General features: G+C 65.5%; 14 protein-coding genes, 1 other RNA gene and 1 pseudogene. 9 read left to right on the forward strand and 7 right to left on the reverse strand.

Going from position 1 to position 20,153, the window contains the following annotated elements:
* Positions 1-5 precede the first annotated feature (5 nt).
* Together P5W99_RS08195 and ffs are read right to left on the reverse strand one after the other, a co-directional pair.
* Positions 6-2,480: a DNA polymerase III subunit gamma/tau gene (locus tag P5W99_RS08195; RefSeq protein ID WP_434660212.1), complete on the reverse strand. Its 2,475-nt coding sequence runs from the start codon at positions 2,478-2,480 to the stop codon at positions 6-8.
* Between the two features lie 266 nt (positions 2,481-2,746).
* Positions 2,747-2,845: signal recognition particle sRNA small type (ffs, locus tag P5W99_RS08200), an RNA gene on the reverse strand.
* A 423-nt stretch (positions 2,846-3,268) separates the two neighbouring features.
* Here ffs and trxA point away from each other — a divergent pair.
* The 8 genes and pseudogenes from trxA (at position 3,269) to P5W99_RS08240 (ending at position 12,229) form a co-directional block, all read left to right on the forward strand.
* Positions 3,269-3,595 (forward strand): thioredoxin TrxA, encoded by a 327-nt coding sequence (gene trxA / locus P5W99_RS08205; protein ID WP_027797264.1) that lies wholly within the window; start codon positions 3,269-3,271, stop codon positions 3,593-3,595.
* Positions 3,596-3,875: 280 nt separating this feature from the next.
* Positions 3,876-5,138: a transcription termination factor Rho gene (rho, locus tag P5W99_RS08210; protein ID WP_027797263.1), complete on the forward strand. Its 1,263-nt coding sequence runs from the start codon at positions 3,876-3,878 to the stop codon at positions 5,136-5,138.
* A 161-nt stretch (positions 5,139-5,299) separates the two neighbouring features.
* A pseudogene (locus tag P5W99_RS08215) lies at positions 5,300-5,779 on the forward strand (MerR family transcriptional regulator); the annotation flags it as partial.
* A gap of 155 nt (positions 5,780-5,934) precedes the next feature.
* Complete coding sequence (locus P5W99_RS08220; protein WP_434660215.1) at positions 5,935-7,491, forward strand: MFS transporter; 1,557 nt, start codon at positions 5,935-5,937, stop codon at positions 7,489-7,491.
* A 51-nt stretch (positions 7,492-7,542) separates the two neighbouring features.
* Positions 7,543-8,388, forward strand: coding sequence for a M90 family metallopeptidase (locus P5W99_RS08225; protein WP_421024068.1), 846 nt, complete (start codon positions 7,543-7,545; stop codon positions 8,386-8,388).
* 169 nt (positions 8,389-8,557) lie between these two features.
* The gene (locus P5W99_RS08230) at positions 8,558-8,821 is read left to right on the forward strand and encodes a type B 50S ribosomal protein L31 (protein WP_035526223.1); all 264 of its coding nucleotides are present in this window, start codon (positions 8,558-8,560) and stop codon (positions 8,819-8,821) included.
* A 278-nt stretch (positions 8,822-9,099) separates the two neighbouring features.
* Positions 9,100-10,854: an ArnT family glycosyltransferase gene (locus tag P5W99_RS08235; protein WP_421024069.1), complete on the forward strand. Its 1,755-nt coding sequence runs from the start codon at positions 9,100-9,102 to the stop codon at positions 10,852-10,854.
* Positions 10,855-10,861: 7 nt separating this feature from the next.
* On the forward strand, positions 10,862-12,229 hold the full coding sequence (locus P5W99_RS08240) for an MATE family efflux transporter (protein WP_434660218.1): 1,368 nt from the start codon (positions 10,862-10,864) through the stop codon (positions 12,227-12,229).
* A 57-nt stretch (positions 12,230-12,286) separates the two neighbouring features.
* Here the strand turns inward: P5W99_RS08240 and lipA are convergent, their stop codons facing one another.
* From lipA to P5W99_RS08265, 5 genes are all read right to left on the reverse strand, one after another.
* Positions 12,287-13,321, reverse strand: a complete 1,035-nt coding sequence (gene lipA, locus P5W99_RS08245; protein ID WP_434660219.1) for a lipoyl synthase — start codon at positions 13,319-13,321, stop codon at positions 12,287-12,289.
* Between the two features lie 2 nt (positions 13,322-13,323).
* A complete protein-coding gene (locus P5W99_RS08250) occupies positions 13,324-14,445 on the reverse strand; it encodes an acetoin dehydrogenase dihydrolipoyllysine-residue acetyltransferase subunit (RefSeq protein WP_421024072.1) in 1,122 nt (373 codons plus the stop codon).
* Between the two features lie 4 nt (positions 14,446-14,449).
* Complete coding sequence (locus P5W99_RS08255; RefSeq protein ID WP_421024073.1) at positions 14,450-15,454, reverse strand: alpha-ketoacid dehydrogenase subunit beta; 1,005 nt, start codon at positions 15,452-15,454, stop codon at positions 14,450-14,452.
* Between the two features lie 46 nt (positions 15,455-15,500).
* Positions 15,501-16,478, reverse strand: coding sequence for a thiamine pyrophosphate-dependent dehydrogenase E1 component subunit alpha (locus P5W99_RS08260; RefSeq protein ID WP_421024074.1), 978 nt, complete (start codon positions 16,476-16,478; stop codon positions 15,501-15,503).
* 120 nt (positions 16,479-16,598) lie between these two features.
* The gene (locus tag P5W99_RS08265; RefSeq protein WP_421024075.1) at positions 16,599-17,660 is read right to left on the reverse strand and encodes an ATP-NAD kinase family protein; all 1,062 of its coding nucleotides are present in this window, start codon (positions 17,658-17,660) and stop codon (positions 16,599-16,601) included.
* Between the two features lie 431 nt (positions 17,661-18,091).
* On the opposite strand from P5W99_RS08265, the gene P5W99_RS08270 reads away from it, so the two are divergent.
* Positions 18,092-20,095, forward strand: a complete 2,004-nt coding sequence (locus tag P5W99_RS08270) for a sigma-54-dependent Fis family transcriptional regulator (protein ID WP_421024076.1) — start codon at positions 18,092-18,094, stop codon at positions 20,093-20,095.
* Positions 20,096-20,153 lie beyond the last annotated feature (58 nt).

A 20,153-nucleotide genomic window follows, 5' to 3' on the forward strand; every position in this document is an offset into this window, starting at 1 on the left:
GCAATTCAATGGGCGGCCTGGTTGCCGCCCGTCGCGGCCTCCGGAGCGATCGGCCGGATCGAACCCGGCACGATGCTCGCGCCGAAGTCGCGAATCAATTGCTGCACGAAAGGATCGGCGCCGATCTCGCGCTCGGCGTCGCGCTGGCGCTCGGCGCGCGCAGCGGCATCCAGCGCAGCCGCCGTGCGGCGCGCGGGGCCGACCGTGACGTCGACTTCCACGGCCTTGCCGAGGGTTTCGGCCAGCGCCGTCTTGAGCTTGGCGACCTGCGAGGTGTCGGCGTACTGCGGCACCGGCACGCTGAGCTTGAGCACGCCGCCCTCGAGCGCGGTGAGTTCGCTGTTGAACGCAAGCTGATACGAGATGCCCGTGAGCGGCAGCGTGGCGGCAAGCCCCGGCCAGTCGCCCGCAAAACCGATAGTGTCGAGCGGAATGCCCGCAGGCAGCTTGCTGACATCGACCACTGCGGCCGCAGTCGCAGCAGGCGCGGCCGCTCGCGGCGCGGCGGACTCGCTGTCGTACGCAGGCGCGAAGGTATCGTCAGGTGCCGAGAAATAAGCATCGTCGGCGCTGAGCGGCACGTAATCGTCAGGCGGGATGTCGTCCCAGGGCGGCGCGCCCGATGCGTCCTGACGCGGACTCGATTCCCGCGCGGGCCGACGCGCCTGCGCTTCCTGCGCGGCCGCAGCGCGACGCGCGGGGTCGGGTGTTGGCACCTTCACCTCCGCGCGCGGCGCGGCGCTCTTCGGAGGCGCCGCGGGCGTTGCAGCCTGGGCCGCGGGCCGGGAGCCGCGCTCGGTGGACACGCGCATGCCCTTGCTGCGCAGCACGTCTAGTGCAGCGCTCGCGCCGCTACGCGACGATGCGGCTACGGCCGGCGCCTCATGCGTGCCAGGCTGTGACTCGGGCGCGGCCGGCTCTGCGGCGACAGGCGCAACAGCAGGCGCCGGCGCGGTTTGCACGCCGGCTTGCGCTTCGGGCTTTGCATCGTCGCCCGACGCGGCTGTGGCCTCGTCTTCCCAAGGCGGCACGACGCGCTCTTGTGCAACGGGGGCGGCCTCCACGACATTCGCTGCAGCCGTGTCTGCGATCGGTTCCACGTCTGCTGGCGCTGCATGTCCGTCGTCGACAACCGGCGATGGTGCGCCCTGCTTCGCGTCTACCGTCAAAGCGGCACGAAGCGGCGTACTCGCGCCTTCAGCTTGTTCCTGTTCGGCACGCGGTGCGACCGGCTTGGCCGGCGCGGCAACCTTCGGCTGAGCAACAGCGCGCTCGGCGGACGCAACGCCCGCAGCCGAAGTTGCAGTCTGTGCTGCCGTCTGCGCAGCCACGCGCACACCTGCGCCTGCCGCGGCCGGCCTCGAAACCGGCGCGCCGCCCGCACTGCCCGCTCCCACCGAGGGCTCGAACGCAAGCATGCGCAGCAGCGTCATGGTGAAGCCCGCGTACTCGTCTGGCGCAAGACCGAGCTCGCTGCGCCCGAGCGTCGCGATCTGATAGAAAAGCTGCACCTGCTCCGCGCTCAGCACGTCGGCGAAGCGGCGCAGATCGTCGGCCTCGGGCCATTCGTCGAGCACCGACGCCGGCGCGAATTGCGCCCACGCCACACGGTGGAACAAGCTCGCGAGATCTTGCAGCGCGGTGGAAAACGACAGGCTGCGCAGCGACATTTCGTCGGCGATCGCGAGTACCTGTGCACCATCGCCAGCGACCAGGGCGTCGATCAGGCGAATCAGGTAGCTCTGGTCAAGCGCGCCGAGCATGCCGCGCACGGCTTCTTCCGTGACCTGATTGGCCGAATAGGCAATAGCCTGGTCAGTGAGCGAGAGGGCGTCGCGCATCGAGCCGTCCGCAGCGCGCGCGAGCAGGCGCAGCGCTTGCGGTTCGAACTCGACCCTCTCTTCGCCAAGAATATGCGTGAGATGCTCGACGATATTGGCGGCCGGCATCTGCTTCAAGTTGAACTGCAGACAGCGCGAAAGCACCGTGACCGGAATCTTCTGCGGGTCGGTGGTCGCGAGGATGAACTTGACGTGCGGCGGCGGCTCCTCCAGCGTCTTGAGCATCGCGTTGAAGGCGTGGTTCGTGAGCATGTGCACTTCGTCGATCATATAGACCTTGAAGCGCGCATCCACTGGCGCATAGACCGCGCGCTCGAGCAGCGCCGCCATTTCGTCGACGCCGCGATTGCTCGCCGCGTCCATCTCGACATAATCGACGAAGCGGCCCTCGTCGATTTCCCGGCACGCACGACACACGCCGCAGGGCTTCGACGTCACGCCGGTCTCGCAATTGAGCGCCTTGGCGAAGATGCGCGAGAGCGTCGTCTTGCCCACGCCGCGCGTGCCCGTGAAGAGGTACGCGTGATGCAGACGCCCGCCGTCGAGCGCATGCGTGAGCGCGCGCACCACGTGCTCCTGTCCGACGAGCGAAGCGAAATCCTTCGGTCGCCACTTGCGTGCGAGAACTTGATAGGTCATCCGGAAATTGTATCAGCAACGCCCGTGCGTCCAGATGGATTCGAAGCGCGTCTCGCGTCCTCTGGACGGGCACGCCGAACCCCAGCCACAGCATCGCCGTGAGGCCGCCCGGACGAGCGCTTGCGCGTACTGCGCCCCACGTCCCCGCAGGCGATCCGCGTGCGAACGACACGCTAAAAGCGGCGCACTCAGCCAAATCCGGCAAAGGCCATGCACTTGGGGAGAAACGATGAGGGAGAGAAGAAACGACGCGGAAGAAAAAGGAAGGTGACGAGCCCGACCCTCGGCACTGGCGGAAAACGGCTGTGGCTGCTTCGTTCCCGACCTGACCAGGTTGACCGCCCCTCCATGCGAGGAGGCCCGTCACGGCGCATTCTAACATTGGTTGTGCGGCATTGCGAATGCCGCATCGCAAAAAGTCTTCAAACGGCCCTGGTCCACCACGATGAATGGGCCGGGGTGAGCACGCGTAAAACATGAAGACAGACACATCGTGTGCGCCTCTTGCAAATGCGCCCCCGCATCGCCATATCGGCATCGTGAAGTTTGGGGAACGCCTTGAAATACCGGGAAACCCTGCTGCCGATATGCGTACTATCACCGTCGGCAACGCATAGGGATTTAGGCTACACTGGCGTCGACTGTTGCCTGGGCAGGCCCGGCGACCGCATCCCGGCGACCCCATCCGGTCCCGCCTGGCGAGGCCTTGGCCCCCGGATATATTTTGAGTTTTGGTGTATCGTGGCGAGCAATTCAATCAGCCTCGATCGTGAAGAGGTATTCATACAATGAGCGAACAAATCAAGCACATCAGCGACGCATCGTTCGAACAGGACGTCGTGAAATCCGACAAGCCCGTGCTGCTGGACTTCTGGGCCGAATGGTGCGGCCCCTGCAAGATGATCGCGCCGATTCTCGACGAGGTCGCGAAGGACTACGGCGATCGCCTCCAGATCGCGAAGATCAACGTTGACGAGCATCAATCGACGCCGGTGAAGTTCGGCGTGCGTGGCATCCCGACGCTGATCCTCTTCAAGAATGGCGCCGTTGCGGCGCAGAAGGTCGGCGCGCTCTCGAAGTCGCAGCTCACCGCGTTCCTGGATAGCCACCTGTAACCAGGCGTTCCTCCTCCCCGCCGCGCGAATGGGCGAACGGGCGGGCGAATCAAAGGTGCGTGTTGTCCACCGACAACACGCACCATAAAAACATGCCAAAACTTGCCACAGGGCTCCACTGGCGGCTTCTGGCGTGTGCTATGCTAGAATTTATAAAGCGTCTACCCGGCGCCCTTATATAAGTTTCAAGCAAGTTTCAAGCAAAAGTCCTTGAGCGGTTCCGCTCGCTTCTTTTCCCCCAGACTTCTTTTCGTCGCATCCTCCCCGACGGGTTCTCCGTATGCATCTTTCCGAGCTCAAGTCTCTGCACGTGTCCGAATTGATCGAGATGGCCAATGGCCTCGAGATCGAAAGTGCGAACCGCCTGCGCAAGCAGGAACTGATGTTCGCGATTCTCAAAAAGCGCGCCAAGACGGGCGAAACGATCTTCGGCGACGGCACGCTTGAAGTGCTGCCGGACGGCTTCGGTTTCCTGCGCTCGCCGGAAACCTCGTATCTCGCGAGCACGGACGATATCTATATCAGCCCGTCGCAGATCCGCCGCTTCAATCTGCACACCGGCGACACGATCGAAGGCGAAGTGCGCACACCGAAGGATGGCGAGCGCTACTTTGCGCTCGTGAAGGTGGACAAGGTCAATGGCCAGCCGCCGGAGGCCTCGAAGCACAAGATCATGTTCGAGAACCTCACGCCGCTGCACCCGAACAAGGTGCTGCTGCTCGAGCGTGAAATGCGCGGCGAGGAGAACGTGACGGGCCGCATCATCGACATGATCGCGCCCATCGGCAAGGGTCAGCGCGGCCTGCTGGTCGCTTCGCCCAAGTCGGGCAAGACCGTGATGCTTCAGCACATCGCGCACGCCATCAAGCAGAATCACCCCGACGTGATCCTGTTCGTGCTGCTGATCGACGAGCGTCCGGAAGAAGTGACCGAAATGCAGCGCTCGGTGGCAGGCGAAGTGATCGCCTCGACCTTCGACGAACCGGCCGCGCGTCACGTGCAAGTGGCCGAAATGGTGATCGAGAAGGCCAAGCGTCTTGTCGAAATGAAGCACGACGTCGTGATTCTGCTCGACTCCATCACGCGTCTCGCCCGTGCGTACAACACGGTTGTGCCCGCATCCGGCAAGGTGCTCACCGGCGGTGTGGACGCCAACGCGCTGCAACGCCCGAAGCGCTTCTTCGGCGCCGCGCGCAATATCGAGGAAGGCGGCTCGCTCACCATCATCGGCACCGCGCTGATCGAAACCGGCAGCCGCATGGACGACGTGATCTATGAAGAGTTCAAGGGCACCGGCAACATGGAAGTGCACCTCGAGCGCCGTCTCGCGGAAAAGCGCGTCTATCCGTCGATCAACCTGAACAAGTCGGGCACGCGCCGCGAAGAGCTGCTGATCAAGCCGGACATCCTCCAGAAGATCTGGGTGCTGCGCAAGTTCATCCACGACATGGACGAAGTCGAGGCCATGGAATTCCTGCTCGACAAGATTCGCCAGACGAAGAACAACTCTGAGTTCTTCGACATGATGCGTCGCGGCGGCTAAGGCCTCGCCCATCCTGTACCCTTGATGTACTGCAAACGCCCGCATCCGCGGGCGTTTGTCATTTCTGATCCGGCTGCTCCAGCGCCGTAACCTGTACGTGAACGTTCACGTTGGACTATAATCCGGCCATCACTCCACCGCCGCCATGCGGCCGCCCGCCGATGTCCAGGGATTCCAGCGCACTGCTGACGGTGCGCGACGCCGCCCAGCGGCTCAACGTCACGCCGCGCACGCTCAAGTATTACGAGGAACGCGGCCTCGTCAGGCCCACGCGCAGCGAAGGCCGCTACCGCCTCTACGACGAACACGACCTCGAGCAATTCGCCCGCATCCTGCGGCTGCGTGCGCTCGGCTTCTCGCTGCACGGCATTACCGAGATGCTCAAGCGCCCGCTTGAATCGCTCGACGATGGCCGCCGGCGCTATTCACAGGAATCGCTGCAGCAGATTGCCGATGCACTCGCGCAACAGATCGACACGCTCGACGCAAGAATCGCCGCCGTGCGCCGCGAATTGAGGGAAGCGCAGGCAGTACGCACCGAACTGGCCGGCGATCTCGACTATCTGCGGCGGCGCCTTGCTGGCGTGCCATCGGAGACCTTGATCGACGAGCGGCTTGCCGCCACGCGCCGGCGCAAGGAGGCGGCCAAAGCCGCGGAGCCGTCGGCCTCTCTCCCGAGCACGAGAGGCGGCAAACGCAACGGCAATACAGGCGGCACCTCGCCCGCTGCCGGGCCCGTCGAGACCGGCGACGAAGGCGAAAGCGCGAGCGGGCGCAAACATGGGAGCGCTCGCGAATGAGCAGCACCCCGACGCGCGCACCGGTCTTTGACGCTGCGCGCCTGCGAGGCGACTTCTTTCCCTGGGTGCTCGCGCTCGCGACCGGCCTCGACTACTACGACAACGCCATCTTTTCATTCTTCACGAGCTATATCGCCGGCGGCATCAACGCTTCTCCCGACGAACTCGTCTGGGCGTCCAGCGCTTACGCAGTGTGTGCCGTGCTCGGCATCCTGCAGCAGCAGTGGTGGGTCGAGCGCATCGGCTACCGCCGTTATGTCGGTGGCTGCCTGCTGCTCTACTCGGCGGGCGCGGTGGCGGCAGCGCTTTGCGAATCGTCGATCGAACTCGCCTTCGCGCGCGGTTTCCAGGGCTATTTCATTGGCCCGATGATGGGCACCTGCCGCATCCTCATCCAGATTTCCTTCACGCCGCAGCAGCGTCCCGTGGCGACGCGCGCATTCCTGATCCTGATCGTGCTGTCCAGCGCCCTCGCGCCGCTCGCAGGCGGTTTTCTCGTTTCGCATTTCGACTGGCGCGCCCTCTTCGCGTTTTCCGCGCCCGCCGGCGTGCTCTATGCCGTGCTCGCCCTGCTCGCACTGCCCGACGCCGGCCACGTGCTGCCCGAAGCGCGCGGCGATACGCATTTCTGGCCCTACATCACCTTTGCGCTTGCCCAAGGCGCGCTTCAGATCGCCATGCAGCAGGTGCGCTTCACGCTCTTCAGCACCTCGCCCGGCACCATCTTGCTGAGCGTGGCCGGCATAGCGGCGCTCGCGTGGTTCGCCTGGCATCAGTGGCATCATCCGAAGCCGCTCATGCGACTGCACGCGCTGCGCGAAAAGCCGTTTCGCGTCGGGCTGCTGCTCTACATGATCTATTACTACCAGAGCACGGCGCTCAGCTATCTGGTCTCGCGCTTTCTCGAGGGCGGGCTGAATTATCCGGTGGAAAATGCGGGGCGCCTCACCGGCATCACGTCGCTGATTTCAGCTTCGACGCTGTTCTTCTATTTCCGCTACGCGAAGTTCGTCACGCACAAAAAGTGGATCATCGTGCCGGGCTTCGTGCTAGCGGCGTTCATTTCGTTCTGGATGACACGCCTCACGCCCGACACCAGCGAAAGCTGGCTCGTTTTCCCGCTGCTGCTGCGCGGCCTCCTGCTGCTCTTCATCGTGCTGCCGGTCGCGAACCTGACGTTCCGCATCTTCGACAACGAAGAGTTCACGCACGGATACCGCTTGAAAAACGTCGTCCGTCAGTTGACCATATCGTTCGCGACCGCAACGATTATCATCGTCGAGCAGCACAGGCTGGCGCTGCACCAGGCGCGGCTCGTGGAGTTCGTGAACCCGCTCAACCCGATCTTCCAGAGCACTTACGCCACGCTCTCGCACGCCTTTGAAGCGCTCGGCCGCTCGCCAGTCGAGGCCCATGGGGTCGCGCTCGCGCAGATGAGCCGTCTGGTCGCGCAGCAGGCGAGCTTTCTGAGCTCGCTAGACGGGTTCTATTTCCTGATCGGCGTGGCCGTGTGCGGCGGGATCTTCGCGGCGTGGCAAAAGCAGATCGACTGAACTGAACGACACGTGAACGCACCCCGCATACACCACTGAGCGCACCGAGCGATGCTTTCGAAACTGACCCACTGGTTCGGCGCGCGCCGCCGCGAAAAGGCGCTGCGCACCTACGCGATCGACGACGCGCTCTGGCAGACCACGCTCGCCGGGCTGCCCTTCCTCTCGCACCTCGAAGCCGCCGATCTCGCGCGCCTGCGCGAACTCACGAGCCTCTTTCTCGCGCAAAAGGAATTTTCCACGGCGCACGACCTCGAGCTCACCGACCAGATCGCGGTGGCGATCGCGGCTCAGGCGTCGCTGCCGGTGCTCAATCTTTCCCTCGATCTGTACAAGGGCTGGGTCGGCGTCACCGTCTACCCCGGCGAATTCGTGATCCGCAAGACCGTCGAGGACGAGGACGGCGTGGTGCACGAAGTCGAGCACGACGCGAGCGGCGAGGCCTGGGAAGGCGGACCGGTGATCCTCTCATGGGAAGACGCGCAGATGACCGATGGCAGCGATGCCTACAATGTCGTGATCCACGAATTCGCGCACAAGATCGATATGCTCACCGGCGAAGCCGACGGTCATCCGCCCCTTTTTCGCCGCTGGCATGCGCCGCTCGACGGGCAGGCCTGGGCCGATGTGTTCGACAACGCCTACGACCAGTTCTGCGACAAGGTGGATGCCGTGCCCGAACGCCGCTGGTCGCGCTTCGAGCGCGACTCGCTGATCGATCCCTATGCCTCGGACCATCCGTCGGAGTTCTTCGCCGTGTGCAGCGAGGCGCTGTTCGTCAAGCCCAAGGCATTCGAGGCTGAATATCCCGAGCTTTACCGGCTGCTCGCGTGCTATTACCGGCAGGATCCGGCCAAAGTGGGAGCGCTGGCCGCGCTCGCCGCTCCGCCTGCGTGAATCCCACCTCGCGAGCCAGCAAAAATTCGCCAACCGGCTGATTTTCTGGCATAATCGCCGTTTTTCGACCTTGGGCAAGTGGCTCGCGCCTGATTTCAGGCAAAAGCGCCGGTCCTGCATTGGGCAGCCGGGCTCGCGGGTTGGCTACCGCCAGATTTAAGGAAAAACCATGAAAGAAGGCATTCACCCGGATTACCGCGAAGTCCTGTTCATCGACGTTTCGAACGACTTCAAGTTCGTGACCCGCTCGACTATCCAGACGCGCGAAACCGCCGAGTTCAACGGCAAGACCTACCCGCTCGCGAAGATCGAAGTGTCGTCGGAATCGCATCCGTTCTACACGGGCACGCAAAAGATCATGGACACGGCCGGCCGTGTCGAGAAGTTCAACAAGAAGTTCGGCGCGCGCGCCTCGGGCAAGGCTGCAAAGTAAGCTTTCGAAGCGAACTTCGCGTACCGGCTCCAAGCCGGTCCCGCACAAAAGAAGGGCAGCCTGCGCTGCCCTTTTTTATTGCCCGCACGGTGTTCACGCTGGTCCGCGCCGTGACGCTCGCTGGCGCAGGCGGCTAGAATGCCGCATGCTCCCGACCGGCGGCGCACGACGACACGTGCCGTGGCAATTCCCGCAGCCGCCCGAGGCATCGCCCCCTTGACGCCACGGCCGCCATTCGCGCACCCCGCGGTCCGCTTACCCGAATTCCTTCGCATTGCATGAAGCCTGCCATTCGCCTGACCGCCTCCGCCACCAGCGCCCTGCCGCGCTGGCTGCTGCTGACCATCTGCATCATCTTCGCTTCGTTTGGCCTGTTCGGCCGCGACCCGTGGAAGAACGAGGATGCGGCCGGCTTCGGCGTGATGTGGACGATGGCCGGCGGCACCGCGCACGACTGGCTGATGCCGAACCTCGTCGGCAAATACATCACCGCCAATGGCCCGCTTGGCTACTGGCTCGGCGCCATCTGCATCCGCGTGTTCGCCCCTTGGGTGGACGCGAGCAACGCGGCCCGCGTGGCCACCGGCGTGCTGTTCTGCAGCGCGTGTGCCTTCGTCTGGTACGGCGCCTATCTACTCGGCCGGCGCCCTGAAGTGCAGCCGTTCAAATATGCGTTTGGCGGCGAGCCCGAGCCGCGCGACTACGGCCGCACGCTCGGCGACGGCGCCCTGCTCATCCTGCTCGCCTGTTTCGGTCTCGCCGAGCGCGGCCACGAAACCACGCCGCAATTGATGCAGTTCATGGGCATCGCCATGCTGGTGTACGGCCTCGTACGCGCCATCGACAAGCCCATTCAAGGCGCGCTCTGGTGGGGCCTCGCGCTCGGCGTGGTGATGCTTTCGAGCGGGCCCGTGCTGGTGGCCGCGCTGCTCATCGGCACGCTCGTCATGCTCGTTTTCGCGCCCGAGACGCGCTCGCGCTGGCTGCTCGTGGCCGGCTTGCCGGTCGCGCTCGTGGTGTCGCTCTCCTGGCCGATCGCCACTCTGCATCTCTACCCCACCGATGGCGTATGGTTCCTCGACCAGTGGGCGCGCACGAGCGTCAATACCTTCGCGGGCCCGCCGGGCTCGGTGCTGCGCTACGCGGCGAAGAACCTGCCGCTCTTCACATGGCCAGCCTGGCCGCTCGCAATCTGGGCCTGGATGAGCTGGGCGGGGCTGCGACGCGCACCGCATGTCGCAATTCCGCTCTCGGTCATCGTGCCGCTGCTGGTCCTCGTGATCGTGCAGAGCCACGAGACCAACCTGCTCTTCATGCTCGTATTGCCCGCACTCTCGGTGCTCGCGACCTTCGCGCTGCCCACGCTCAAGCGCGGAACGATCAATGCAATCGACTGGTTCGCGGTGCTGAGCTTCACGATACTCGGCACCTTCGTGTGGCTCGTCTGGCTCGCCAGCATGACCGGCTTCCCGGCGCCGCTCGCGCGCAACCTCGCGCGCCTCGTGCCCGGTTACGTGCCGCAGTTCAAGATTCTGTCGTTCGTGTGCGCGGTGGCCGTGACCGTGTGCTGGATCACGCTCGCGCACTGGCGCGTCGCGCGGCACCCGAAGGTGCTCTGGCGCAGTGTCGTGCTGTCGAGCGGCGGCACCACGCTGATGTGGGTCCTGCTGATGACGCTCTGGCTGCCGGTCGTCAACTACAGCCGGACCTACAAGGACGTCGCGCAGCAGATCGCCACGCATCTGCCAGACGACTACCAGTGCATTTCACCCGTGCGCCTCGGCGACGCGCAAATCGCCACCTTCGCGTATTTCGGCAAGATGCATTTCTCCTTCAACGACGACTGCGATGTGATCCTGCGCCAGGACACGCAGGATTACGGCGAGCCGAGCCCAATGTCGAACTTCGTGTGGAAGCTCGTCTGGGAAGGCCGCCGCGTGGCCGACCGCGACGAGCGCTTCCGCCTCTACGTGCGCATCGACCGCCCGCAGCCGCCGCTGAAGAAACGCATCTGGCGCAAGCGTCCCGACTGAGGCCCCGGTGACGACGACCTTCGTCGGCGACATCCAGCGCATCGCCGCGCTCGCCTGGCCGGTGCTGGTCGGCCAGCTCGCGATCATCGCGTTCGGGGTGATCGACACCGCGATGGTGGGCCGCTATTCGGCGCTCGATCTCGCGGCGCTGGGGCTGGGTTCGTCGATCTATGTTTCGGTCTATATCGGCCTGACCGGGATACTCACCGCGCTGCAACCCGTCGCCGCACAGCTCTATGGCGCGCGCAAGGACATCGAGATCGGCCTCGAAGTGCGCCAGGCCTTCTGGCTCGCGCTCGCGCTGATGGTGATCGGCTTCGCGATCCTCTATTTTCCCGGCCCGCTGCTGGATCTCGCGCGCCCGCCCGAGGCGCTGCGCGAGCGCACCGTCGCGTATCTAAGGCTGCTTTCGTTCGGACTGCCCGCGAGCCTCGCGTTCCGCATCTACAGCTCGCTCGCCAATGCCGTGAGCCGGCCCCGCCTCGTCATGTTCCTGCAGGTGGCCGCGCTCGCCATCAAGGTGCCGCTGAACACCTGGCTCATTTTCGGCGGCCTCGGTGTGCCCCCGCTGGGCGGCCCGGGCTGTGCGCTCGCGAGCACCGCGATCAACTGGGCACTCGCCGTGTGCGCCGCCATCGCGCTCACGCGCATCGACGTATTCGCGCCCTTCGAAATCTTCAAGCACTTCTGCTGGCCCGACTGGAAGCGTCAGGCCGAACTGCTCAAGCTCGGCATTCCGATGGGGCTCTCGTATCTCATCGAGGTGACGTCGTACACCTTCATGGCCATCTTCATCGCGCGCCTCGGCACGACGACGCTCGCCGGCCATCAGATCGCCGGGAACGTGGGCGCGGTGCTCTACATGACGCCGCTCTCGATCGGCGTGGCGACTTCGACGCTGGTTGCCCAGGCGCTGGGCGGCGCACGCCCCGCCGAAGCGCGCACGCTCGCTCGCCATGGCGTGATGACCGCAGTGGCGATCGCATGCTGCTACGGTGCGATCGTGCTGGTGCTGCGGCCGCTCCTGATCATGGGCTATACGCCGGACCCGGCAGTCGCCGTGGCGGCGATGCCGCTCGTGGCGATCGTCACGCTTTATCACGTGTTCGACGCCCTGCAGATCACCACAGCATTCGCGCTGCGCGCCTACAAGGTCGCTGTGGTGCCCACGGTGATCTATGCCATTGCACTGTGGGGTGTGGGCCTCGGCGGCGGCTATGCGCTCGGCTTCAACGCGCCCGGCACCCTGCCCGAATGGGCCACAGGCGCGCGCGGCTTCTGGATCGCCAATACCGCCAGCCTCGCGATCGCCGGCATTGGACTCGTGGTCTACCTTTCGCTGGTCAGCAAGTGGCATCCGCGCGCGAAGGTATGAAACCTGCCGCCGGGCAATTGTTGGAGCAGATGCCCGGTCTTGGCAGTTAGTTGCAAATCAACCGGCTTCTTCGCTTGCGAATCCATAACCACGCGCGGCCTCGACGGTCTGCGCGGCGTGATATGACGAACGCACGAGCGGCCCTGCCACCACCTCACTGAATCCCATCGCGAGCCCTGCCTCGCGCAGCGCCGCAAACGCGTCCGGGTGCACATAGCGACGTACCGGAAGGTGATAGCGCGATGGCGCGAGATACTGCCCAATCGTCAATACTTCCACGCCGTGCTCGCGCAAGTCGTGCATGGTCGCGTGCAGTTCGGCGTCGGTCTCGCCCAGCCCCACCATGAGCCCCGACTTCGTGACCAGCGTCTCATGCGCAGCCTTTGCGCGCGCAAGCAGTTCGAGCGAACCGCGATAGTCGGCACCGGGCCGCGCCGCCCGGTACAGCGACGGCACGGTCTCGACGTTGTGATTGAACACATCGGGCCAAGCCGCCGAGAGCGCCTCTAGCGCACGATCGATGCGCCCGCGAAAGTCAGGCGTCAGCACCTCGACGCCGATGCCCGGCACGCGATCGCGCACACCGGCGATGCAGCGCGCGAAATGCGCCGCGCCGCCATCGCGCAAGTCGTCCCGGTCCACCGAGGTGATCACCACGTGACGCAGTCCGAGGGCCGCGACCGCCGCCGCGAGGTGCACGGGCTCATCTTCGTCGAGCGGCGCGGGCCGCCCATGCGCAACGTCGCAAAACGGACAGCGCCGCGTGCACAACCCACCCATGATCATGAACGTGGCCGTGCGTTGCGCGAAGCACTCGCCGATGTTCGGGCACATCGCCTCCTCGCACACCGAATGCAAGCGGTGTTCGCGCAGCACAGCGGCCACCTCCGCAACCGTCGTGCTCATGAGCGGACGCGCGCGCAGCCAGGGCGGCTTGGGCAGCGCCGCGCCCTCGTCCGCCGGCACGATCTTCACGGGAATGCGCGCGAGCTTCTCGCGGCTACGCAAGCCATGCTGGCCAAGCGCGGTGTCGCCGGCTGCGCCCGGCGATCGAGCGCCCGCGTGCGCCGCTTCAATCGTGACGGCGTTCATGGTCAGCCTCCCGTCTCGAAGAAGGCCTTGAGCACGCGGTTGACCTCCGCGGCGGCCTCCATCTGCACCATGTGCCCCTTGCCCGCGATCACTTCGACGCGCACCCCGGGCGACAAGCCTTGTGCGTGCTTGACCGGAATGATCTGGTCGGTCTCGCCCCAGATCACCAGCACCTTCGGCGCGAGCGTCGAAAGCCGGTCGCGGAACACGCGTCGCTGCGCGCCGCCTTCGAAGGCCTGCGCCGAGATCTTCCTCAGCGCGTCCTGCACCCCTTCGAGCCGCTTGTACTTCACGAGGTCCTCCACGAGCTGGCGCGTGACCAGCGCGGGATCGGCGAACAGCTTCACCACATGCGGCTTGAGCGCGTTGCGGTTTGCCGCCGCGACGAAGCCTTCGATATACGCGTCGTCGATCTCATCTCCGAGCCCCGCGCTTGCGATCAGCGCCAGCGAAGCGACCCGCGCCGGCACGCGCTCGGCCACCGTCATCGCGACAGCGCCGCCTAGCGAATGCCCGACCAGATGCGCACGCCCGATCTTCTGCGCGTCGAAGAAGTCAACCACGCTCTGCGCGAGTTCATCGAGCGCCCCGCTCTCCACCGCCTTGCCCGATTCGCCGTGTCCCGGCAGATCGAGCGCCCACACGGTGCGCTCCGCGGCCAGATCGGCATGATTGAAGAGCCAGTTGTTGAGGTCGCCGCCGAAGCCGTGGATCAGCACGACGGGCGTGCCGTCGCCCTCGCCCAGCTTCAGATAGCGCAGGGTGCGCCCGCCGATCTGCGCCTTCTCCGGCTGCGGGCCGGCATCGGCATCGCCGGCCTTCGCGGGCACGAAATCGCGCTGGAATTCGGCCACCGCCGCATCTATTTCGGCATCCGAATCTTCAACGCCCGCCACCACGCCGAGCAGCGCGCCCACCGGCAAGGTGTCGCCTTCCTGCGCGATCTGCCTCCGCAGCACGCCATCGAATGCGCACTCGACGCCCGACGCGATCTTGTCGGACTCGACGTCGAGCAATTCCTCCCCTTTGGAAACCTTGTCGCCGAGCGACTTGAGCCAGCCATTCACCTGGCCCTGCTCCATCGAAAGGCCCCACTTGGGCATCGTGATCATGTGAATCGGCATGACTTCAGCTCCTTGCCGCGCGCACGGCATCGGCGATCTGCTGCGCCGAGGGAATGTAAAGGTCTTCGAGCGGGGCCGCGAACGGCACCGGTGTATGCGGCGCAGTCACCATGCCGACCGGCGCCTTGAGATCGCAGAATGCCTTGTTCGCCACGAGCGCCGCAATGTCGGTCGCGATCGAACAGCGCGGGTTCGCCTCGTCGACGACCACGACGCGGCCTGTGCGGCTCACGCTCTCCAGAATCGTTTCCTCATCGAGTGGCGACGTCGTGCGCAGATCGATCACATCGGCTTCGATGCCGTCTTTCGCGAGTTGTTGCGCCGCATCGAGCGCGTAGTGGACCATGCGCCCATAGGTGACGATGGTGACGTCGTCGCCGTCGCGTGCGATGTTGGCTTCGCCGAACGGAATCGAGTACGACTCTTCCGGCACCTCGCCTTCCATCGTGTAGAGCAGCTTGTGCTCGCAGAAGATCACCGGGTCATTGTCGCGGATGGCCTCGATCATGAGGCCCTTCGCGTCATATGGCGTGGCCGGGCACACGACCTTGAGGCCGGGAATATGGGTGAACAACGACGTGAGCATTTGCGAGTGCTGTGCGGCCGCGCGCAGGCCCGCGCCGTACATCGTGCGGATCACCACTGGCGTGACCGCCTTGCCGCCGAACATGTAGCGGAACTTCGCCGCCTGGTTGAAGATCTGGTCGAAGCACACGCCCATGAAGTCGATGAACATTAACTCCGCCACCGGCCGCATGCCGCATGCCGCCGCGCCCACCGCCGCGCCGATGAAGCCGCCCTCCGAGAGCGGCGTGTCGAGCACGCGCCCCGGAAACTTGCCATAGAGGCCCTTCGTCACGCCGAGCACGCCGCCCCATGCGTCCTGCTCGCCGGGCGAACCCGCGCCGCCCGCGTTGTCCTCGCCCATCACGATCACGCTCTCGTCGCGCGCCATCTCTTGGGCGAGCGCCTCGTTGATCGCCTGCGAATAGGTGATTTTCCGTGCCATTTCCGTCTCCTTGATCTGGAATCCTGATTACATGAGCAAGCCGCGCTCAGGGATAAGACACGTACACGTCGGTGAGCAGCGCTTCGGGGGCCGGTAACGGCGCGGCCTTGGCCTTCGCCACGGCATCGTCGATCAGCGCCTTCACTTCGGCGTCCACCTTGCGCAAGTCGTCGGTGCTTGCGAGCTCCGCGCGCACCACGCGCTCCTCGAAGCGCTTGAGGCAGTCCTTTTCCTCGCGCAACTTCTGCACCTCGCCAGGTGCGCGATAAGTCTGCGCATCACCTTCGAAGTGGCCAAAATAGCGCGAGAGTTTCATTTCGATGAGCGTCGGGCCGCCACCGTTGCGCGCCCGCGCTACCGCTTCGCCCAGCGCCTCGTGCACCGCAAAGAAGTCGAAGCCATCGACGATCACGCCCGGCATGCCGAAGCCGTTGGCGCGGTCCGCGATGTTGTCCGCCGCGACCGACCACGTGGACGAGGTCGCTTCCGCATAGCCATTGTTCTCGGCGACGAAAATCACGGGCAGACGCCACACCGAAGCGAGATTCATCGACTCGAAGATCACGCCCTGGTTCGAAGCGCCATCGCCGAAAAAGCACACGCCCACGCCGCCGGTTTTCTTTTGCTTCGCGGCGAGCGCCGCCCCGCATGTGAGCGGGCCGCCGGCGCCAACGATGCCGTTCGCGCCCAGCATGCCCTTCGAGAGGTCGGCGATGTGCATCGAGCCACCCTTGCCGCGGCACGAACCCGTGGCGCGGCCATAGATCTCAGCCATCATCTCGCGCACGTCCACGCCCTTCGCGATGCAATGGCCGTGGCCACGGTGCGTGGTGGCGACGTAATCGTTGTCGTTCAGATGGCTCATGGTGCCGACGGCGGACGCCTCCTCGCCCGCATACAAATGCACGAAGCCCGGGATCTCGCCCGTCGCGAATTCGACGTGCAAGCGCTCCTCGAACTCCCGGATCGTGCGCATCGAGCGATACGCCGCGAGCAACTGCTCCTTGTTCAACGTGACAGACATGGTTGTCTCCTGTCGAATTGTGATGACCACGGTGGTGATGCCTGCTGTTTCCGAAACGAACTGGGTGGCGGAATGACTCCTTGATTGATGAAAGTTCGGGGAAATCCAATAAAGCACGCGCTATCCCGGCGCCACGCGCAACAACTGATGCGAGGCCGCGTAACGCAGGGTGCGTGCAACGTCCACGGTCAACGGCCCATCCCAGTCGAGCGCGATTTCGTAGCGGTCGCCGCGCGCCGGTTCGATCTCGCGCTCGCCGTCGAAGGCGAGCGTGCCGTGATTCGCGTCGAGCGGCAGCGCCATGCCCACTTCGAGCCGTTGGCAGGTGCGCATCGCCAGTCGCTCGATGCGCCCCGGCGCGATGGGCGCGAGGAGCGGCACGCCTTCGCCCTCGCCGCCTTGCGTGGAAGCCCGTGCAAAGGTCATATGCAGGCCGTGCGCGGCGTCGCGCCCGACCGGCGCCCATGCACCGCCGATCGACGCGAGCCCGATGCCGTCGGGCGGCGCAAAGGCGAGGAATAACGATTCGATATCCGAACTATCTGAAATCGCACGCGCGCCGATAAATGGCTGACGCGATACGCAGATGTCGACCAGCGCGATCTCCTCGCGCCCGCGATTCGGTCCTTCGACGCACCGCGCGACGAGGCGCTTGTTGCGTGCAAGCGCAGTTTCGGCCGGCACGGCGCCGGTGGCGACGAGCGCGCCCGCGAGACCCGCAACCGTGGCTTCGCGCAACTCGGGAAAAGCGTTGTTGGTGCCGGTCGATAGCGCGAGCAACGGCGTATCGCCACAATGCGCGGCAACCGCGCGATGCGTGCCGTCGCCGCCTAGCACGGCGATCAGTGCGACCCGCTCGCGAACCATATGCACGACGCCCGTATGCGTGTCGGCCACGCTCTCGCTGATCGGCAAATCGACGAACTCCACAGCGGGCCAGCGTTCATGCCGAGCCACGGCCGCATGGGTTTCGAGCGCGCGCAGCACGAGCGCGGCCACGCCGGTGCGGTCACGCAGCGTGAGCACGCGCTCGACGCCCAGCGCGCCAAGCCCCGCGAGCAGACGCACGACCATGTTGGCCTTTTCCGCAGTCGGAAAGACCGAGGCGTGCGTGGTTAGACGGCGGATGTCGCGTCCCGAAGCGGGGTTCGCGATCACGCCTACGGTCACCGGCATCGTCACGAGCGTTGTCTCCTATGTGGAGGCGCATGCAGGCGCCTCTATTGGCGTGATGCTCTGCAAGCGCTGTGCCAACGCGTTCGAATAAGCGCCGATGTCCTGCCGAATGCCGTATTTATTGGCTTTGCGGTCGCGCTGAAGCCCCATCAGCACGATCGTTCACGGCCCGCACGGCGTCTCAGTCGCGACGGGGCGTGCGCGCTCCGCGAGACAAAGGCGGCCTCCGGCGCCCGTGGCAAGACTCGCCCAGCCCCGCACAGCAAGCCTCGAGCCTTGTCTCACGATCGTGTCGCCGTCCCCTGAGACAATTGTCTCGGTCGTCTCGCATGCTGCGCTGCGGTGTGATCGCACGCCGCAGATGTGCTACAAAAAGAGACTCCCGCCGACCTCTCCGAGCGCCGACGCCCTGCATCAGGAATCGCCTGGAATCGCCCATGCCCTACGCACTCGCGCCCACCCGCCACGCCGAACGCGTGCGCGGCGCCGTCGAAGGCCGGCTGCCCGCGCCGAACGACTCGCCGCGCCTCGTCTCGTCCTGGCAGCGCTCGTTCGAGCGTTATCAGCTCGATCCGGGCTCGGTGATCGGTCCGCGCGTGCTGAGCGCAGCCGAGCTGCGCGAAATCCGCGATCGTGAAGAAGCCTTCCTGCGCGCCTCCGGCCAATGCCTCACGCGTCTGCACGAGACCGTGCGCGACGCCGACTATTGCGTCATGCTCACCGACGCGCACGGCGTCACCATCGACTACCGCATCGACCGCGAGCGCCGCAACCACTTCAAGCATGCGGGGCTCTACATCGGCTCGTGCTGGTCGGAGAGCGAGGAAGGCACGTGCGGCATCGCGAGTGTGCTCACCGATCTCGCGCCTATCACGGTGCACAAAACCGACCACTTCCGCGCCGCATTCACGACGCTCACGTGCAGCGCCGCGCCAATCTTCGCGCCGGGCGGCGAGCTGATCGGCGTGCTCGACGCCTCTGCCGTGCAGTCGCCCGACAACCGCGACAGCCAGCGCATCGTCAACCAACTGGTGCGCCAGAGCGCGACGCTCATCGAAGACGGCTATTTCCTGCATCGCACCGCCGCATGCTGGATTCTTTTCGGACACCAGAACCGCAACTACGTCGAGGCTCAGCCCGAGCTGCTGATCGCCTTCGACGAGAACGGCAACGTAGCCGCCGCGAACCGCCGCGCGCGTGAATGCATTCCGGGGCTCGACGGGCCGCGCCATATCGATGAGATCTTCGATTCGTCCCACGTGCAGCTGCGCGATATTGGCCGTATCGAAGCCATTGCGGCGCTGCGCCTGCGTGCAAACGGCGCCATGCTCTACGCGCGCATTCGCGCGCCGCTCGGGCGCACCGGGTTCCCGGGCGCCGCGCGCGCATCATCGCCGGCCGTGCACGGTGCCACGCCGCTGCGCAACGCGCGTGCCGAAGACGCGCGCGACCACGGCGCGCTGGGCCCATTCCTGCGCAGCGCGGATACGCGCGTCGCCGAAAACGCGCGTATCGCACAACGCGTGGCGGGCAAGCGTTTGCCGGTTCTGCTGCTTGGCGAAACGGGCGCGGGCAAGGAAGTGTTCGCGCGGGCGATCCACGACGCGGGGCCGCGCCGCAATCGGCCTTTCGTCGCCGTGAACTGCGGCGCGCTGCCGGAATCGCTGATCGAGAGCGAACTCTTTGGCTACGCGCCGGGCGCGTTCACTGGCGCGCGGCGTCACGGCGCGCGCGGCAAGATCGCCATGGCCGATGGCGGCACGCTCTTTCTCGACGAAATCGGCGACATGCCGCTCGCGCTGCAGACGCGCCTCTTGCGCGTGCTCGCAGAAGGCGAGGTGCTGCCGCTCGGGGGCGAAACGCCCACGCACGTCGACCTCGAAGTCATCTGCGCGACCCACCGCGATCTCGCGCAAATGGCCGCTTCAGGCATGTTTCGCGAAGACCTGTACTACCGGCTCTGCGGCGCGGTACTCGTGTTGCCGCCGCTGCGCGAGCGTCGAGATATCGCGGCACTCATCGAATCGGTGTTCGCAGAAGAGGCGCAGGCGGCCGGCCGCCCGCTCGCGCTCGACGCCAATCTCGCAACGCGGCTTGCGGCGTTCGCCTGGCCCGGCAACCTGCGCCAGTTGCGCAACGCCATGCGCTACGCATGCGCGGTATGCGATACGGTGCGCGTCGAGGCACGACACCTGAGCGGAGACCTCGCGGCGCAACTGGCCGCGACCGTCGACCCCGCCAGCAACAAGGCGAGCATCCTGGCAAACGGCCCGGCAAACAGCGCGGAAAACAGCAGCGACGACGAACGCTCGCGCATCATCGCAGCGCTCACCGCACATCGCTGGCGTCCGAATGCCGCCGCGGCGGCGCTAGGCATCTCGCGCGCAACGCTCTATCGGCGCATTGCGAAGCTCGGCATCGTCGGGCCGCATCGCGCCTGAAGCACGCGGCAAGCGCCATCCCGGTCGCCGTCGAATTGCACAGAAGTATTAAATATTG

The organism is Paraburkholderia sp. A3BS-1L (assembly GCF_051125215.1).
GTDB lineage: Bacteria > Pseudomonadota > Gammaproteobacteria > Burkholderiales > Burkholderiaceae > Paraburkholderia.

Excerpts from the sequence above, each read along its gene's own strand:
- P5W99_RS08195 (WP_434660212.1), bottom strand. The coding sequence starts at position 2,480 with ATGACCTATCAAGTTCTCGCACGCAAGTGGCGACCGAAGGATTTCGCT.
- trxA (WP_027797264.1), top strand. The coding sequence starts at position 3,269 with ATGAGCGAACAAATCAAGCACATCAGCGACGCATCGTTCGAACAGGAC.
- rho (WP_027797263.1), top strand. The coding sequence starts at position 3,876 with ATGCATCTTTCCGAGCTCAAGTCTCTGCACGTGTCCGAATTGATCGAG.
- P5W99_RS08220 (WP_434660215.1), top strand. The coding sequence starts at position 5,935 with ATGAGCAGCACCCCGACGCGCGCACCGGTCTTTGACGCTGCGCGCCTG.
- P5W99_RS08225 (WP_421024068.1), top strand. The coding sequence starts at position 7,543 with ATGCTTTCGAAACTGACCCACTGGTTCGGCGCGCGCCGCCGCGAAAAG.
- P5W99_RS08230 (WP_035526223.1), top strand. The coding sequence starts at position 8,558 with ATGAAAGAAGGCATTCACCCGGATTACCGCGAAGTCCTGTTCATCGAC.
- P5W99_RS08235 (WP_421024069.1), top strand. The coding sequence starts at position 9,100 with ATGAAGCCTGCCATTCGCCTGACCGCCTCCGCCACCAGCGCCCTGCCG.
- lipA (WP_434660219.1), bottom strand. The coding sequence starts at position 13,321 with ATGAACGCCGTCACGATTGAAGCGGCGCACGCGGGCGCTCGATCGCCG.
- P5W99_RS08250 (WP_421024072.1), bottom strand. The coding sequence starts at position 14,445 with ATGCCGATTCACATGATCACGATGCCCAAGTGGGGCCTTTCGATGGAG.
- P5W99_RS08255 (WP_421024073.1), bottom strand. The coding sequence starts at position 15,454 with ATGGCACGGAAAATCACCTATTCGCAGGCGATCAACGAGGCGCTCGCC.
- P5W99_RS08260 (WP_421024074.1), bottom strand. The coding sequence starts at position 16,478 with ATGTCTGTCACGTTGAACAAGGAGCAGTTGCTCGCGGCGTATCGCTCG.
- P5W99_RS08270 (WP_421024076.1), top strand. The coding sequence starts at position 18,092 with ATGCCCTACGCACTCGCGCCCACCCGCCACGCCGAACGCGTGCGCGGC.